The 16,178-nt window shown below is 62.8% G+C and carries 15 protein-coding genes and 1 tRNA gene; 7 read left to right on the plus strand and 9 right to left on the minus strand.

Annotated elements, in window-relative coordinates:
- Nucleotides 1-3 precede the first annotated feature (3 nt).
- Nucleotides 4-1,923, minus strand: a complete 1,920-nt coding sequence (locus ACDK93_RS10905; protein WP_458068581.1) for an ABC-F family ATP-binding cassette domain-containing protein — start codon at nucleotides 1,921-1,923, stop codon at nucleotides 4-6.
- 302 nt (nucleotides 1,924-2,225) lie between these two features.
- Here ACDK93_RS10905 and ACDK93_RS10910 point away from each other — a divergent pair, with 302 nt between their 5' ends.
- From ACDK93_RS10910 to ACDK93_RS10930, 5 genes are all read left to right on the plus strand, one after another.
- Entirely contained in the window at nucleotides 2,226-2,594 is a 369-nt protein-coding gene (locus tag ACDK93_RS10910) for a hypothetical protein (protein ID WP_458068583.1), read from the plus strand.
- Nucleotides 2,595-2,805: 211 nt separating this feature from the next.
- The gene (locus tag ACDK93_RS10915; RefSeq protein ID WP_458068585.1) at nucleotides 2,806-3,843 is read left to right on the plus strand and encodes an agmatine deiminase family protein; all 1,038 of its coding nucleotides are present in this window, start codon (nucleotides 2,806-2,808) and stop codon (nucleotides 3,841-3,843) included.
- 113 nt (nucleotides 3,844-3,956) lie between these two features.
- On the plus strand, nucleotides 3,957-4,847 hold the full coding sequence (locus tag ACDK93_RS10920; RefSeq protein WP_458068587.1) for a carbon-nitrogen hydrolase: 891 nt from the start codon (nucleotides 3,957-3,959) through the stop codon (nucleotides 4,845-4,847).
- Nucleotides 4,848-4,926: 79 nt separating this feature from the next.
- The gene (locus tag ACDK93_RS10925; protein ID WP_458068588.1) at nucleotides 4,927-6,174 is read left to right on the plus strand and encodes a TraB/GumN family protein; all 1,248 of its coding nucleotides are present in this window, start codon (nucleotides 4,927-4,929) and stop codon (nucleotides 6,172-6,174) included.
- A gap of 98 nt (nucleotides 6,175-6,272) precedes the next feature.
- Nucleotides 6,273-6,359, plus strand: a tRNA-Leu gene (locus ACDK93_RS10930).
- A 108-nt stretch (nucleotides 6,360-6,467) separates the two neighbouring features.
- On the opposite strand, the gene ACDK93_RS10935 is transcribed toward ACDK93_RS10930, so the two are convergent.
- Genes ACDK93_RS10935 through ACDK93_RS10955 form a run of 5 tightly spaced genes read right to left on the minus strand, consistent with a single transcriptional unit; the run spans nucleotide 6,468 to nucleotide 11,935 of the window.
- Nucleotides 6,468-7,286: an SDR family NAD(P)-dependent oxidoreductase gene (locus tag ACDK93_RS10935; RefSeq protein ID WP_458068590.1), complete on the minus strand. Its 819-nt coding sequence runs from the start codon at nucleotides 7,284-7,286 to the stop codon at nucleotides 6,468-6,470.
- 5 nt (nucleotides 7,287-7,291) lie between these two features.
- Nucleotides 7,292-8,134 (minus strand): SDR family oxidoreductase, encoded by an 843-nt coding sequence (locus ACDK93_RS10940; RefSeq protein ID WP_458068592.1) that lies wholly within the window; start codon nucleotides 8,132-8,134, stop codon nucleotides 7,292-7,294.
- Nucleotides 8,134-9,087, minus strand: a complete 954-nt coding sequence (locus ACDK93_RS10945) for a fumarylacetoacetate hydrolase family protein (RefSeq protein WP_458068593.1) — start codon at nucleotides 9,085-9,087, stop codon at nucleotides 8,134-8,136. The genes ACDK93_RS10940 and ACDK93_RS10945 overlap by 1 nt, the downstream gene beginning before the upstream one ends.
- A gap of 54 nt (nucleotides 9,088-9,141) precedes the next feature.
- Nucleotides 9,142-10,221: a VOC family protein gene (locus ACDK93_RS10950; protein WP_458068595.1), complete on the minus strand. Its 1,080-nt coding sequence runs from the start codon at nucleotides 10,219-10,221 to the stop codon at nucleotides 9,142-9,144.
- A gap of 25 nt (nucleotides 10,222-10,246) precedes the next feature.
- Nucleotides 10,247-11,935, minus strand: a complete 1,689-nt coding sequence (locus ACDK93_RS10955) for a bifunctional 3-(3-hydroxy-phenyl)propionate/3-hydroxycinnamic acid hydroxylase (protein WP_458068596.1) — start codon at nucleotides 11,933-11,935, stop codon at nucleotides 10,247-10,249.
- 79 nt (nucleotides 11,936-12,014) lie between these two features.
- Here ACDK93_RS10955 and ACDK93_RS10960 point away from each other — a divergent pair, with 79 nt between their 5' ends.
- A complete protein-coding gene (locus ACDK93_RS10960; RefSeq protein ID WP_458068598.1) occupies nucleotides 12,015-12,782 on the plus strand; it encodes a TetR/AcrR family transcriptional regulator in 768 nt (255 codons plus the stop codon).
- Nucleotides 12,783-12,895: 113 nt separating this feature from the next.
- On the opposite strand, the gene ACDK93_RS10965 is transcribed toward ACDK93_RS10960, so the two are convergent.
- On the minus strand, nucleotides 12,896-13,087 hold the full coding sequence (locus ACDK93_RS10965; protein ID WP_458068600.1) for a hypothetical protein: 192 nt from the start codon (nucleotides 13,085-13,087) through the stop codon (nucleotides 12,896-12,898).
- Between the two features lie 169 nt (nucleotides 13,088-13,256).
- Between ACDK93_RS10965 and ACDK93_RS10970 the strand changes: the two genes are divergently transcribed.
- Nucleotides 13,257-13,505, plus strand: a complete 249-nt coding sequence (locus ACDK93_RS10970) for a hypothetical protein (protein ID WP_458068601.1) — start codon at nucleotides 13,257-13,259, stop codon at nucleotides 13,503-13,505.
- A 64-nt stretch (nucleotides 13,506-13,569) separates the two neighbouring features.
- Here ACDK93_RS10970 and ACDK93_RS10975 read toward each other — a convergent pair whose 3' ends face one another.
- Together ACDK93_RS10975 and ACDK93_RS10980 are read right to left on the minus strand one after the other, a co-directional pair.
- Nucleotides 13,570-15,261: an AMP-binding protein gene (locus tag ACDK93_RS10975; protein ID WP_458068602.1), complete on the minus strand. Its 1,692-nt coding sequence runs from the start codon at nucleotides 15,259-15,261 to the stop codon at nucleotides 13,570-13,572.
- A 104-nt stretch (nucleotides 15,262-15,365) separates the two neighbouring features.
- A complete protein-coding gene (locus ACDK93_RS10980) occupies nucleotides 15,366-16,061 on the minus strand; it encodes a hypothetical protein (protein ID WP_458068603.1) in 696 nt (231 codons plus the stop codon).
- Nucleotides 16,062-16,178: the final 117 nt, after the last annotated feature.

Consider the following 16,178-nt stretch of genomic DNA (forward strand, 5'->3'; position numbering starts at 1 on the left):
ACCTTACGCTTCCAGCTGCTCTTGCAGCTCCAGCCACTCGGTTTCCAGCGCATCCTTTTCCTTGCGTAGTTCGGTCTGGCGCTGGCCCAGGCGCATCATCTCGCCGGTGGGGCCGTTATACGTGGCCGGATCAGCCAGCGTGGTCTCCAGCTTCGTCAGCTCGGCGTCGATGGTTGCGGTGCGGGTTTCGATTTTCTTCACCCGCTGGCGCGAGACTTTTTCATTCTCGCGCGCGGCGGCATGGTTACGCTTGCGCTCTTCCGGCGACTCGACCTTGACGACAGCTGCGACCGGCTTGGCCGCAGCGCCGGCCTTCGCCGCCTTTTTATTGGCTGCGCCGCGCGAGCGCAGCCACTTGGCGTAGTCGTCCAGATCGCCGTCGAAACCTTCCACCACGCCGTCGGCGACGCGCCAGAAGCTGTCGCAGACCAGGCCGAGCAGATGGCGATCGTGCGAGACCAGCACCAGCGCGCCGTCGAAGTCGGACAGCGCGTCGGCCAGCGCCTCGCGCATGTCCAGATCGAGATGGTTGGTCGGCTCGTCGAGGAGCAGCAGGTTGGGCTTGTCCCAAGCGATCAGAGCCAGCGCCAGACGCGCGCGCTCGCCGCCGGAGAACCCGTCGACCGACTCGAACGCGCGATCGCCAGCGAAATTCCAGGTACCGAGGAAATCGCGCATCACCTGGGTCGCCACGCCCGGCGCCTTGTCCATCAGATGCTCCAGCGGGCTGGCGCCTTCGCGCAGGCTCTCGACCGTGTGCTGGGCAAAATAGCCGATGCGCAGATCCTTGTGCGCCTTGCGCTCGCCGCTGAACGGATCAAGCTCGCCGACCAGGGTTTTGACCAGGGTCGATTTACCGGCGCCGTTGGGGCCGAGCAGGCCGATGCGGTCGCCGGCTTCCAGGCTGAAGCGCACGTTGTCCAGAATGATGTTGTCCGGGCCGCCCTTGTCGTCGGGGTAACCGGTGACGATGTCCTCGAGCTGCAGCATCGAGTCCGGCAGGCGGTCGGGTTTGGCAAACTGAAAGTGGAACGAGCGCTCCGCGCGCACCGCCTCGGTGCCGGCGAGCTTTTCCAGCCGCTTCATGCGTGACTGCGCCTGCTTGGCCTTGCTGGCCTTGGCCTTGAAGCGATCGACGAAGGACTGCAGATGCGCGCGCTCGGCCTGCTCGCGCTCGTGGGTGATCTGCTGCTGGCGCAGCTGCTCGGCGCGCAGGCGTTCGAAGGCGCTGTAGTTGCCGGTGTACATCTTCGCCTTGCCATCGTTCAGATGCATGGTGTGCGTGATCACGCCATCGAGAAACTCGCGATCGTGCGAAATGATCAGCAGCGTGCCCTGATAGCGGCGCAGCCATTCCTCCAGCCACAGCACCGCATCGAGATCGAGATGGTTGGTCGGCTCGTCGAGCAGCAGCAGCTCGGACGGCGCCATCAGCGCACGCGCCAGGTTGAGCCGCACGCGCCAGCCGCCGGAGAACTCCTGCACCGCCCGTTCGTGGGTTTCCGGCGGAAAGCCCAGGCCGTGCAGCAACTTGCCGGCGCGCGCGCGGCCGTCGTAGCCGTGCAGTTCCTCGATGCGCTGATGCGCGCGGGCCATCGCCTCGGTATCGCCGCTTTCGGCAGCGTCGCTTTCTTCCTGCAGCACGGCGGCGAGCTCTTCGTCGCCACCCAGCACGTAGTCGATGGCGGCATCGGGCAGCGCCGGGGTTTCCTGCGCCACCGAGGCCAGCCGCAGCTTGGCCGGGATATCCAGCTGGCCCGCATCGCCGTCCAGCTTGCCCTGCAGCGCGGCGAACAGGCTGGATTTGCCGCAGCCGTTGCGGCCGATCACGCCCAGCCGCCAGCCGCTCTGGATCACCAGATCAATATCGGAAAGCAGCAGGCGGGTGCCGCGGCGCAAGGCAAAGTGTCGAAAAGCAATCATGGTGTCGCCGGTGTCCGAATCGGGCAGGCTGTGGCCCGCAGCCGCCCATGATAGCGGGGATCAAGGTATTCTTGCCCTTGGGATGAGCATAGCGCAGGCTTCAGCGAAGTGCCGATCGGGCCGCCGCTCGTCAGAATCGACATAGCCTTATGCCGGGGAATACTCGCCGCCGTGTGGCGTTATCGACATTAAGCGCGTCACGGCGTGGCGCGGGCACGCTGGTTTTGCTACAACATCGCGGTATACAGCCTTGCGTGCAAATGTCTTGCGCGCACACAGTCTTGGTAGGGATAGGGGGAGCCATGGTCAAGTCCATTTGCCGTTTGCCGGTCGTCATCGCGCTGGCAGCCATCGGCGGTTTCGCCGCCTCGTCCGGCGTCAGCGCCGCGCCGCAAACGCAGACCCACGGCGACAACCTGCTGATCCACCGCGTGCAGCAGGAAAACGGGATGCACCTGCCTACCCGCGGCATGAGCATGGCGCAGGTGGAAAGGACCTACGGCGCGCCGCAGAGCAAGCTGTCACCGCGCGGCGGCGACAGCAGCAAGCATCCGGTGATCAACCGCTGGGATTACGCGAACTTCATCGTGTATTTCGAGCGCAGCCACGTGATCCACTCGGTGCTGAACACGCCGGCGGGCAACAACACCAATCCCGCTGCCGTCAACTGAGTCCCAGCTTTCAGGAAAGCTGCCTGTGGCGACACAGGCAGCTTTTTTATGCGCCTGTCAAAAAGCCCGACGTACAATGCGACTTTGCCAGCAAGCAGCGATGCACTCTCACCGATCTCCCTGAGCGTAGCGCAGCGGAGTCGAAGGGCAAGCGTTTGATCTGCTTCACCGCCACCGCCAACTTGCTTTTCCTTCGCCTAGAGAATTTCGTATGACCGACCACACCTTGCGCCTGCCGGCGGAATGGGAGCCGCAGTCCGCGGTGCTGATCGCCTGGCCGCACGTCGGCACCGACTGGGCCGATCGCCTGGCCAGCGTCGAAACCACCTATGTCGCGCTGGCCGCCGCCGTCGTGCGCTTCCAGTTGCTGATCATCGTGGTGCCGGATGCGGCGCTGCATGCGCATGTCGAAGCGCGGCTGCGCGAGCATGGCGTCGACCTCAAACGCGTGAGCTTTGTCGAACTGCCTTACGACGACACCTGGCTGCGCGATTCCGGCCCGATCACGCTAACCACCAGCGACGACCACTATCAGCTCACCGATTTCCGCTTCACCGGCTGGGGCGGCAAGTTTGGCTCGGAACAGGACGATGCCCTGGTCGCCGGCCTGTTCCGCGCGGGCCTGTTCGGCAAAGGCGCCAGCCATCGGCGCATCGACTGGGCACTGGAAGGCGGCGCAATCGAAAGCGACGGCGAAGGGACCGTTCTCACCACGTGGCGCTGCCTGGTGCAGCGTCATCCGGCGCAGTCGCGCGAGGAAATGAGCGCCATCCTGCGCGATGGCCTGCACGCCGACCGCGTGTTGTGGCTGGACTATGGCTATCTCGAAGGTGACGACACCGACGCGCACATCGACACCCTCGCCCGCTTCGCGCCCGGCGACCGCATCGTGTTTCAGGCTTGCGACGATGCCAGCGATCCCCACCACGACGAGCTCCAGCGCATGGCCGGCGAACTGGCCGCACTGCGCACCCGCGACGGCCGCCCGTATCAGCTGTATCCGCTGCCGTGGGCTGAACCCATACTCGACGAAGGCCGCCGGCTGGCCGCGTCCTACGCCAATTACCTGATCATCAACGGCGCCGTGCTGGTGCCGGCCTATGGCGACAAAGCCGACGACGAAGCCGCGCGCATCATCGGCAGCGCTCATCCCGGCCGCGAGGTCGTGCAGGTGCCCTGCCGCGCGCTGATCTGGCAGAACGGCAGCCTGCACTGCATCACCATGCAGCTGCCGGCCGGCCTGGCCTGAGCGCGAATCGCCTCGCAGCGAACGTCGCGACGGGAGAACCGGCTTGAGGCTTACCGCATCGGCTAAACTTCACGGCTAGCCACGCAAAAATCTGTCGCCCGAGGATTAAGCCCATGACCCGCAAGACCCTGAAGGTCGCCCTGCTGCAAGACGCCCATCGCGGCAGCCGCGAGGCGAATCTCGACGCGATCGAGGCCGGTCTGCGCGAGGCCGCGGCGGCGGGCGTCGAGCTGGTGGTGCTGCAGGAGCTGCACAACGGGCCGTATTTTTGCCAGCGCGAATCGGTGGAAGAATTCGATCAGGCCGAAACCATTCCCGGCCCCGGCACCGAGCGCATCGGCAAGCTGGCCGAGGAGCTGCAGCTGGTGATCGTGGCATCGCTGTTCGAAAAGCGCGCCACCGGCCTGTATCACAACACCGCCGTGGTGTTCGATCGCTCGGCGGCGATCGCCGGCAAGTATCGCAAGATGCACATCCCCGACGATCCGGCCTTCTACGAAAAGTTCTACTTCACGCCGGGTGATCTCGGTTTCGAGCCGATCGCCACCTCGGTCGGCAAACTCGGTGTGCTGGTGTGCTGGGATCAGTGGTACCCCGAAGCCGCGCGCCTGATGGCGCTGGCCGGCGCCGACCTGTTGCTCTATCCCACCGCCATCGGCTGGGACCCGAACGACGACCAGGCCGAAAAGGATCGCCAGCGCGATGCCTGGATCACCGTGCAGCGCGGCCATGCGGTAGCCAACGGTCTACCGCTGCTGGCGTGCAACCGCATCGGCCACGAGTCTGATCCGTCCAACGTCGGTGACGGCATCACCTTCTGGGGCAGCAGTTTTGTCGCCGGCCCGCAGGGCGAGTTTCTGGCGCAGGCCGAAACGCAGGGCCGTGCCCTGCTCGTGGTCGATGTCGATCTCGCGCGCAGCGAGCACGTGCGGCGCATCTGGCCGTTCCTGCGCGATCGCCGCATCGACGCGTATGGCGACCTGCTCAAGCGCTTTCGCGATTGAGCCACACGTTGGCCTTGCTTGTTCCCTGCTACGGTCATCCCCATGACTGCCCTGACCCCACGACCGGCGCGCTGATCGCATGAGTTTTCCCGAAACCCGTTCTCCCGAAACCGACAGCGCCCTGCTCCCCGAACTGCAAGGCCAGCCGATCGAACGCGTGCAGCGCGACGGCGTGGAATACGTGGTGCTGGGCACCGCGCACGTGTCGAAGGTCAGTGTGGATGCGGTGGATGCGCTGCTGGCAAACGAGCCCTTCGACGCCGTCGCGATCGAACTGTGCGACAGCCGCGCGCAGAGCATGCGCGATCCCGAAGCGTTCAAGCAGATGGACCTGTTCAAGGTCATTCGCCAGGGCAAGGCCGGCATGGTCGCCGCCAGCCTGGTGCTTTCCACGTTCCAGAAGCGCCTGGCCGATCAGTCCGGCATCCAGCCCGGCGCCGAAATGAAAGCGGCGATGGACGGCGCGGATCGACGCGGCCTGCCGCTGTGGCTGGTCGATCGCGAAGTGGGCACCACGCTGAAGCGCGCCTGGCACAGCGTCGGCTTCTGGCAGCGCTTCGGCCTGCTCGGCGGCCTGCTGGCCAGCGTGTTCGAACGCGAGGCGATCGAGCAGGAAGAAATCGAAAAGCTGAAACAGGGCGACCTGCTGGAGAGCGCCTTCAGCGAATTCGCCAGCGAATCCAAGCCGCTCTACCAAAGCCTGATCGGCGAGCGCGACGCCTTCATGGCCGCGCGGCTGCGTGAAGAAGCCACGCGCTCGGCGACCACCGAAGCACGCCGCGTGCTCGTCGTTATCGGCGCCGGCCATCTCAAGGGACTAACCGGATTGCTGCGCGACCAGCAGGAAGATCCGGCCACCGTCGTCGCCGCGCTCGCCAGCACGCCGCCCAAGGCGCGCTGGCCGAAGTGGGTGGCCGTGATCCTGGTGCTGGCCGTGTTCGCCGCCATCGCCTATGCCTTCCATCGCAACGCGGCGCTGGGCGCGCAGGCGCTGCGCGACTGGGTGCTGTACACCGCGGGCTTCTCCGCACTCGGCGCGCTGATCGCCGGCGGTCACCCGCTGAGCATTCTCGCCGCCGCCATCGCTGGACCGATCAAGCCGTTTCGACCCGGTATTCCTTCCGGCGGCGTCAGCGCCATGGCCGAAGCGTGGGTGCGGCGCCCGCGCGTGGTCGACTTCGACACCTTGCGCGACGATATCGGCCACTGGAGCGGCTGGTGGAAAAACCGCGTCGCCCGCACCCTGCTGAACTTTTTCCTGGTCAGCCTCGGCACCATCATCGGCGAATACACCGCCGGCATTCACATCTTCAAAAGCCTGCTCTGAAGGTTGGCAACGAAGCGTCAGCCTCGGCCGACGCGTTCACGCATGCTACGATTCGCACTGCCTGCCGCCCCTGGCGCAGCGCCTAAAACGCATCACCCGCCCGGATGGCGAAACTGGTAGACGCAAGGGACTTAAAATCCCTCGACCTCACGGTCTTGCGGGTTCGACCCCCGCTCCGGGCACCAATCACGGGAACTAAAGAAAAAGCTCACGGCAATGCGAGCTTTTTATTTATCGGTCGTTTTCAAGACGGCCTCTGTCTCAAGGCGAGACGCATTGAGGCGATACGTTTCCTAACTTTTTGCGACCATGTTTTCGACCAGCCTGGGCGCAATGCGCAGACCCAGTGGCAGCCAGCGAACGGCACCTGGACGCACTTCGGGTTTCCCTTTGCTGACGGCAGCCAGCGCCAGCTCAGCAACGCTGGTTGCAGACAACTTAGTGCCGGACAAATGGGCAACCGCTGGCGTATCCACCAATGGCGGAAGCACTTCGGTCACCGTCACACGATGACTTGCAAGTTGCCGGCGCAAAGCCTTGGCGAATCCACGCAAACCGTATTTGGCGGCGGAGTAAACGGGGCCGCGGGTAGATGCCGCCATCGCATAGCCAGAAGTCACCAGTACGATGGCGGAAGGTGATGCGCGTCGTACGGCTGGTAAGAATGCAGCCGTCCACTCGATGGCGCCGGCAAGGTTGCTGCGTATTTCTTCGGTCGGATCCTGATCGGCAATGTCATCGCGAGTAAAGTCCAGTTCGCGCAGCCCGCCGGCGTTGCTGATCAGCAGATCGATCTTCGGGTGACGCCCTACGACGTCCTTGGCGAAAGCGCGTAACGCGGCCGTATCGCTGACATCGCAAACGCCAGCCTCGACACCGGGAAAATCTCTCGCCAGTTTTTCCAGCTTCGCTGCATCGCGACCACAGGTAACAACCGTATATCCCTGCGCGTGCAGTTGTTCGACGAAGGCGCGGCCGATGCCGGAAGAGCCGCCGCTGATGACCGCGACTTTGCCGCTTGGCCTGGCAGTTGGCTGCATGATGTGGTGGTCCTTGGGGGAGTGAAAGACGCTCATTAAACGGCGCATCAGACGACGTACGCCAGCAAGCACATCGTCTAATGCCGACGCAGACGATCGAGACCAAAGCGTCGCGACAGCAGCGCGTCGCGCGCGCGCAATGGCAGCTGAGCCAGGGCGGGCAAGGTGCGGCTGTGCTTGCCAATGCGTAGGATCGAAGGCGGTTTGTCGGATAGCACCGCATTCACCAGCTGCTGCGCAAATAGGTCAGCCGGCATGGCGCCGCCTTGCGAGGCGCTGGCGCGGTCAGCGATCGCGTTGCTCAAAGCGGCGTAGCGCGAGGGCCGGCCGTCGGACGTCGCATTCAGCGCCGCGGTTGCCGTTGTGCCGAATGTCGACTGGATGGCGCCGGGTTGCACGGTGACCACGCGAATGCCGAAGGGCGCCAGCTCCATGCGTAAAGCGTCGGACAACGAATGCACGGCCGCCTTCGATGCGCAGTAGGCGCCCGAAAACGGCGTGGCGGTCACGCCCGACACGCTGCCGATGTTGACAATGCAGCCGCCGCCCCCGGCAAACATCGGCGGCAGCAGTGCCTGCGTCACGGCCATCAGCGAAAAGACATTCGTCTGGAACTGACGCTGCAATTGCGCAATCGGCAATTCCGCCAGCGGGCCCATCGCGCCGAAGCCTGCGTTGTTGACCAGCAAATCGACCGAGGCCCCATCCTGTTCCAGTCGCTGCAGCAGCGCCTGGATACTGGCCTCGGAATCGACATCCAGCGCAGCGGTTCGCAAGCCTGCGTCATGCAGCGCGGCAATGCTGTCCAGTTTGCGCGCCGTGGCGTAAACCACCAGACCACGCGCGTGCAGCGCCAGCGCGACGGCGCGACCAATGCCGGTGGAACAGCCGGTGACAAGCGCCGTACGCGCTACGCCCATCATTCGCCCATCACCACGCGATTGCGCTGCGTGCCCAGATCGATCGCGCCATCGGCCGTGCCAATGTGTGCTTCAACGATGTCGCCGGGCTTCAGATACTGCGTGCGACGCGACTGTACTTTGAGAAAAATTTCCCACTTCTTCTTTTCCGGCAGCAGCGCGCCGAGCTTCTGCTTTGCCGGCGATGGCACGCGGAGCGCGCAGCCGGCCGGCGTGCCGGTGGACAGCAGGTCGCCAACGTACAAATCCTGCACGCCGGACAATTCCGTCAGCGTTTCTGCCGGACCATAAACCAGGTTGCTTGTGCTGTCCTGCTGACGCACCTCGCCATTGACGGTGAGCTTCAAATGGAGCGTTTTCAGCAGCGGAATTTCCGCTGTGCTCAACAGGCACAGATACGGACCGATGGGGCCAAAGCTGCGAAAGCTCTTGCCCTTGTAGAACTGCGTCTGCGGAATCTGTATGTCGCGCGCGGAGTAATCGTTGACGATGACTGCGCCAGCCACGTACTCGTGCAGGTTGGCGTCCGTGACCTTCACCGGTCCGGTAATGGCGCGCCGCAGAATCAGGCCCAACTCGATCTCGTAATCGAGAAAATTAACCTGTCTGGGCCGTACCAGATCGGCGTTGGCCGCGACGATGCAGCTGGTCGCCTTGGTGAAAATCATGTTGTAGGTCTTGACGTCCGGATTCATGCCGGACTCGATCATGTGCTGACGGTAGTTGGCGCCCTGACAAACAAATTGATGATTGCCGGTAAGCGGCGAAAGCAGCTCGACAGCGTTTTCAGCGATCGATTCACCACTCAATCCGGATAGTGTTTCAGCGCTGTGCGCCCGGATGAAATCGCCGGTGGTGACGTAATCGCCCGGGATGGGCGTGATGGCATGACCGGCTATCACGCCCCACTGCGCGCGACCTTCGTATTTGTAATGGATGACGTGAACGGCCATTGAAACTCTCCGCAGGTATTCGGTAGGAAGATCTGGATCGGTGCGATGGGTGATCTAGGCGAAAAGGCGCGCCAGCGTCACGACCTTGGCAAAGCTCAGGTCGGGCGTGCGGCGGATCGCAGCCAGCATCCGCAGCAGGCCCGCGGGTGTCAGTTTCGGTCGCGTAAAGCTCCCCGGCATCAGCGGCCCCCACTGTGACATGGCCTCACGCGAGACCGGATGCACACCCATCGGCACAGCCGACGTCATCAGATCGCCGTCGGTGTAGTGCTCGTGCTTGTCGCCGAACGGATCGTGCCAATAGTCGAAGATCTGGCTGCCCAGCATGTGTCGACCCATGCCCCAGGCATGTTTCCAGCCACGCTCGCGCAAGACGCGCTGGCCCATGCCCACGGCATCGGCGTCAACCACCTCGTAGGCGCTGTGGCTGTAGAGCGGCAGCACGCCCTGCGCCAGCGCCAGCGTGTGATGATCGGCCGGGGTATCGCCCAGATCGAGCCGCATGAAGGTCACCGCCGGCGAGCCATCCGGGAGCACCTGCACATCGCTTGGAATGAACCCGAAGTGCCGCGTGTACCAGGCACAGGTTGCCTGAAACTGCCCTACTTCGAGTACCGCGTGCCCCAGTCGTATGACGTCTGGCGGCGCCACCGGTGGCCGCTGCGCTCTGTTGATGCGGGGGCGTGCCTCGGCGTAATTGAGCGGCAATGGCTTTCGGTGTCCGAAATCGTTGACCTTGCTGCCACCGAACACCGCATCTACCCGAAATCCTGAGGGATCGACCAAACGTACCCGTTCACCGCCGCCGGGCCAGTCAACGCCTTCGATCGGCGATGCGCCCGGCAGGGCAGCAAGTTTCAACAGGTCATCTCGGCTGCCGACTTGCAAACCCAGGCCGAGAAAACCGTCGTGCTCGGACTTCAGCGCAACGTAGCAAAACGGCGTCGGCGCCGTACCGCGTGCGAAGAGCTTTGTCTTATCACGAGAGACCACGTGCAAGCCGAAGTCGTCCAGAAAACGCTCGACCAGTGCCAGATCGCTTCGTTCGAACATCAGGTAAGCAAGTGCCGTCGCCTTGACCGTCGGCTGCGGGTGACGCGCTGGTTGGGGCGTGGTGAGGGTAAGCGTCGTCATGCTGATTTCCGGCTCGGTCCGCGGTTCAGAGGGTGATGGGCTGGAACGACGGCGCCGCCAGCGGATCCGGGCTGCCAAGTATTCGTAGCGATTCGCGCACCAGCCGGTTGGCGTCATTGGCCGGACCGTCATTGAGAACGATACGATCGGGACGTACGACAGCAACCCAGCCGACGGGCACCACCTTCGACAGAAAGCTGCCATCGATGTCCTCCCACACCGCATCATGCGCGGAAAGATGCAGCGCCTGGCCGCGGTGGCAGATCTGCACCACCTGGCCGCCAGCTGCAGCAAAGGCTGCCGCGATTTCCTGATCAAGAACGATGTCGATGCCGAAGCCGATCAAGGTCAGTGCATTGCCCAGCGCTTCGTCGCTGAGCTCGATGCGGCCATCGGCGGCGCGCACCCAGCCCTGCGGCAACAGCCCACCGCGATGCAGGCCGCTGCGCTTTTTACCGCGAACGAACAGGCCTTTGGAAAAACTGTTTTTCGGCTTCGCGCTCTGGTCTTCCAGCTGCCGTCGAAGGCCCGGAAACAGTCGTGCGATGCGCATGCCGCCGTGAGTGAAAAACGCGGTCACCGCGTTCATCGGCATCACCAGCCTGCCCATCATGCGCGCCAGCGCAATCATCGCGCGAGCGTGCGGGCGGCGTTCGGTGTTGTAGCTTTCCAGCGCCACTTCAGCGGCGTGGCCGCGCAGCACCCAAGCCAGTTTCCACGCCAGGTTGGCGCAGTCGCGAAGCCCGGCCACCAGCCCTTGTCCCGCAAACGGCGGCGTGATGTGTGCCGCATCGCCCACCAGAAAAACCCGGCCCATCTGGAAGCGATCCACAACCCTCGCGTGAAACCGGTAGACCGCCTTGCGCTCGATTTTTACCTCGGGCGGGCAACCCCAGTCAGCAAGCAACGCGTGGATGCGCGCGTCGTCGGTCATCATCTCCGCCGATTCGCCCGGCTTGAGCATGAACTCCCAGCGTTCGCGACCGCCGGGCGCCACCATGTGCGGCGTTGGACGCTTTGGATCACAGACAAATTCGACGTGATCAATCGGATGCGGCACGTCCAGCGCATCGATGATCAGCCAGTCTTCGCCGAAACTGCGGCCATGAAAATCCTGACCGATGAGCTTGCGCACGATTGAACCTGCGCCGTCGGCGCCGATCACATAGCGCGCGCGCAGCCAGCTGGGCAGACCGTTGCCGTCAACCAGCGAGACGTTGACGCCATCGGCATCCTGCTGCAGATCCGTCAGGGCGATACCCAGCGTCATCTGGACGGTTTTTTGCGATGCCAACCGGCGACGCAGGGCACGCTCCAGGTCAGGCTGATAGAACGTCACCAATTTGGGATGCCCATCAAGCGTGCCGGTGGTGTCGATTCGGGCAAATACACCGAACATCGGCGAGCGCATGCGCACCTGCGGAATGGCGATGCGCTCGAAATCGGTTTCACCGATACCGGCTTGCTGCAGGATGCGCAGTGCCTCGTTGTCCAGTGCGATGGCTCGCGGCGCTTCGTGGATCATCTGTGCTGAATCGATTACCCGGACAGAAACACCCAGGTCGCCGAGCAGCACCCCGAGCGTCGCTCCCACCGGTCCGCAGCCGACGATCAGCACATCGACTGCTGCGCACGGCTGGGCGGAGACTGACAACACCGCTGCGTTGGCTGCGTCCGCTTCTTTCCCGGCGGTCTGTTGAGCAAGTGGCTGCAACACTATCTCCTCTTATTTTGTACATTTTTGTCATAACTGATGAATATGTCAATAATGACTGTTACCGTATGCTACGAAAATGACCAAATTTCCTACCGATGCCTTGAAAGAGCCCGCAGCTAAGGTAAAAAAGAAGCGGGATACATCAGCCGTGAAAGTCGCCTTGACGGCGAGTGCTGATACAGGTGCTGGGCCGGCGCGGGGCGTCCGACGCAAGCTTCAGACGCGCGAGCGCCTGCTCGATGCCGCGCTGAAGCTGATGTCACGAAAAGGCATGGAAGGTGTCGCGATCAACGAGATCACAGACAGGGCGGACGTCGGTTTTGGATCTTTTTACAATCACTTCGAGTCGAAGGAAGCGATCTATATCGCCCTGATCGACAAGTTCTTTGAAGACTTTGCCAACGTGTTGGAAGAGTCGCTTACCAGCTTTGAAGATCCTGCAGAAATCATTGCGGCTTCGATCAGACACACCGTAAACCGCGCGTCCGACGACGCCGTATGGGGACGCTTTTTACTGCGCGAAGGACTTTCAACACAGGCGCTGACGCGCGGACTAGGTCGCCGACTTCTGCGCGATATTCAGAACGGCGTCTCCAGCGGCCGCTTCGGCGCTGCGGATAGCACCATGTGCTTTCTCGCGGTGGGCGGCACGGTCCTTACCGCGATCGCGGCGCGTCTGGCAATTCTTGAGCAGACGGAAACGCAGACGGAGGCCTTGCTTTCCGAAGGCAATGACCTTGGGCCGCTTGATCAACGAACCTCAACCATGTGCCTGCAAATTCTCGGACTGACGCGAGAAGAGGCCCTGGTTATTTCTGGCCGCGCGCTTCACAAAGACACCTGAAACGCAGATTCGTCGGGCGATGCGCCAACTCGGCCACGGAACGACCAAACCCGTTACACGCAGGAAGCGACTTTCATGGAGACTCTTGCCACCCGCGAGCGACATATAGCGCGTCAATGGCGTTTCGGCTTGCCATCTTCGTCATGCGCAGATGTGCGACTGCTGTCGTCGCCACCGCTGCCACCAGAGCCTGACGCGGGATCGCGTCCCTCTCCCCCCACTTCACCGTCTACACCGGCAGCGCCTTTGTTGCCTGGCTTGGGATTGCTCTGGTTAACCTTGCTTGGATCGTTTTTGTCGCTCATGGCGCAGCCCTCTTGAGATTCCCTCTCGCAGCATAAGCGCCAGTCGCATCAACGCCCGATGAAGAGAGAATTGGAGAGATCACTCGTCCGGCCATGAGAAAGAAACCGGCAAAACTGCTATGGCGCCGGATTCTCGTCATACTGGCGCATCAACCATCAGACCAAAACGGTGTCAGCCATCAAACAAGAAGTGCCGAAAGAGTTGGCGTCAGGGCAGATCCACGCCGGTGTTCTCAGTTCGTCAACTCATAATGGATGGCTCGCGCGGCTCGAGTGCGGCGTGGACGTGGTGGTGCCGCGGCCTTATGGGTCTAAGGGGCCGGTGTTGAACGACAAGGTGCATGTTCGGGTGCTGGCGATCAATCGCGTCTCGGGCGCCGTGGTCGGGGTGATGATTCAACCCGAGAAGCGCGAGTAGTACGTCGCTTCATTTCCCTAACTGCACAGGGCGAGCGAGGAGGCACAAGCCATTTCGGATGCCGTCAGCGCAGGTCGGGGAAATCGTCCTCCCAATACTCGTCGGACAGACGTTCGGGATCGCCGGTGCGCGCCAGTTCCTGTTGACGCAGTTCGACACGGCGGATTTTTCCGGAGATGGTCTTGGGCAGCTCGCTGAACTGCAGGCGGCGAATGCGTTTGTACGGCGCCAGCTTTTCGCGCGAGAAGCGGAACACGCTGCGCGCGAGTTCCGGACTCGCCTCGAAGCCCAGCCGCACGGTGACAAACGCTTTGGGTACGGTCAAACGCAGCGCGTCGGCGCTGGGCACGACGGCCGCTTCAGCGATAGCCTCGTGTTCGATCAAGACACTCTCGAGCTCGAACGGACTGAGCCGATAGTCGGACGATTTGAAGACGTCGTCAGCGCGCCCGACGTAAACGTAGTAGCCATCGTCACGGCGTATGGCGATATCGGAGGTGCGGTAGTAACCACCGCGCATCGCGTGCGCGGTGGCCTGCACATCGTTGGCATAGCCGGCCATCAGTCCGAGTGGGCGCGCTTCGAGCGGCAGCGCGATTTCACCTTCATCGGCCAGCTGTCCGTTGGCATCGACCAGGGCGACGCGATAACCGGGTAATGGACGTCCCATCGATCCCGGCACGAGTGGCTGCCCGGGCGAATTGCCGATCACGCAGGTGGTTTCGGTTTGGCCGAAGCCGTCACGTATGTTGATGCTCCACGCCTGCCGAACCCGTTCGATGATCTCGGCATTCAGCGGCTCACCGGCACCGACGATTTCGCGAAGCCGCACTGGATAGGACGCAAGCGGTTCCTGCACCAGCATGCGCCAGACCGTCGGCGGCGCGCACAAGGTGGTGACCTGGCAGCGCACCAGCACCTCGAGCACATCTTTCGGCACAAAACGCGCAAAGTTGAAAACGAACACGCAGGCCCGCGCATTCCACGGTGCGAAGAAGCAGCTCCACGCATGCTTGGCCCATCCGGGCGAACTGATGTTCCAGTGGACGTCACCCGGCTGCAGGCCAATCCAGTACATGGTCGACAGATGGCCGACCGGATAACTCTGATGCGTGTGCGCCACCAGCTTCGGCTTGGACGTGGTACCGGAGGTGAAATACAGCAGCATCGGATCGGTGGCTCGGGTCGGCGCATCCGCAACGAAGACCGCCGAGGATGCATAACCCTGCTGCAAATCGATCCAGCCATCGCGCGGATCGCCGACCGAAATCCGCCCCAGCGTTGCATCGATCGCGTCAAACTTGTGCGCCTCCGCACTACCGACTACGACATATCGAACGGCGCCGACGCTGATGCGATCGGCGATGTCGGCGGTGGAAAGCTGCGTCGATGCCGGCAGCACGACGGCGCCGAGCTTCATCGCGGCCAGCATCACATCCCACAGCTCGACCTGATTGCCCAGCATCAGCAGCAACCGATCACCCCTCCCTACGCCCAACTCACGCAAAAAATTGGCGACGCGTGCGGAGCGTTCGGCCATCTGCGCGAATGAAAATCGGCAGCCCTCGTGATCTGCCGCATCAACGATCCATAGCGCGGTCTGTTCGTTGCCGCGAGCCATCACGTCGAAGTAGTCCAGCGCCCAGTTGAAATCGCCGAGCTCAGGCCAGCGGAACTCGTCATGGGCACGGTCGTAATCGACGCGATGGCGCAAAAGCAAATCGCGCGCCTCGACAAACGTTGTCGCTGAACTCATGACTGCTCCCAAACGTCCATGGGTGATCCGCGCACCGGCCGAGGCGGTTGCACGCAACCATACCTTCATTGCACCGATACATCAGCGTCGGTGCAACTGCCTGTCTAGAAATGCAGCCCCGGCGGCGCGTTGCACTGATATTTTTCATCTTCACGGTTCACGTCATCGGGCGAGATATGCCGCGCAAGCAGCTCCTGCGTTGTCAGTGTTCGCCACGCCTCGACATCGATGCATTGACGGCTTTTGATACCGAACAGGCGCTGCGCCTGGCGCGCCACCGCGCCGACCCCCTGGTCCATGGGATTGACGAATTCGATGCCCGAGACAAGGGCTTTATCGGAACCCGGTATGCCGTGAGTAGCGGAGCCATGTTGCGCTTCACGCAGCCGTTTCCCAAACCCGCCATCGGCATTTGGGTCGCTTTGGTTTGGCGCTTGCGCTGGGATGGATAGCGGTGAAATCGCCGGCGTTGCCGCCGGTGAAGGCGAATCGCTAACAATGGTGTGAACCGTCGGCACGGCCATTCGTCGTATCCGTGCAATCGTCCGATAGCGTGGACTCCTGGACGCTTGAGCGCTGGAAGAAGCCACCGGCATCGGGATGAGGCGCGGCAAGGTGACAAAGCGAAGCTGCAGCGCGAGCCGCTTAGTCTTCGCCATCCGGTTCGTATCGGAGTGGTCGATGGCGGGCGGAAAAAACAGCATCAGAAAACCCAGATGGCAGGCGATGACCGCGACCCATACAGCGACCCGCCGACTGGATTCACGCCTATCGATGGCGGACTTTTGTTCTGATCTCACCCTGGGCATTCCTTTGGCGCTGCCAACCGATGGACAGCCTGCTGGTGAGGGAGTTCCTGCGCGCCGATCTTTCTGGCTGACCGCGCAAATGTCCTGAGCGGATCCAACCGCGCGCAA

This window comes from Rhodanobacter sp. BL-MT-08 (assembly GCF_054161255.1).